The sequence below is a fragment of the Escherichia sp. KCJ4928 genome, from assembly GCF_004352695.1.
GTDB lineage: Bacteria > Pseudomonadota > Gammaproteobacteria > Enterobacterales > Enterobacteriaceae > ECMA0423.
In genome coordinates this window covers 1-265 of sequence record NZ_SJWV01000741.1, presented here as the reverse complement: position 1 = coordinate 265, position 265 = coordinate 1, and the positions used below count along the sequence as shown (strand labels likewise).

The following is a 265-nucleotide window of genomic DNA, read 5'->3' as shown; positions in this document are numbered from 1 at the left end:
GAACACGTAATTCATTACGAAGTTTAATTCTTTGAGCATCAAACTTTTAAATTGAAGAGTTTGATCATGGCTCAGATTGAACGCTGGCGGCAGGCCTAACACATGCAAGTCGAACGGTAACAGGAAGCAGCTTGCTGCTTCGCTGACGAGTGGCGGACGGGTGAGTAATGTCTGGGAAACTGCCTGATGGAGGGGGATAACTACTGGAAACGGTAGCTAATACCGCATAACGTCGCAAGACCAAAGAGGGGGACCTTCGGGCCTC

At 49.1% G+C, this 265-nt stretch carries 1 rRNA gene; it reads left to right on the top strand.

Features of this window, described 5'->3' with window-relative positions:
- Positions 1-48: 48 nt before the first annotated feature.
- Positions 49-265, top strand: a 16S ribosomal RNA gene (locus E0D98_RS26540); the annotation flags it as partial.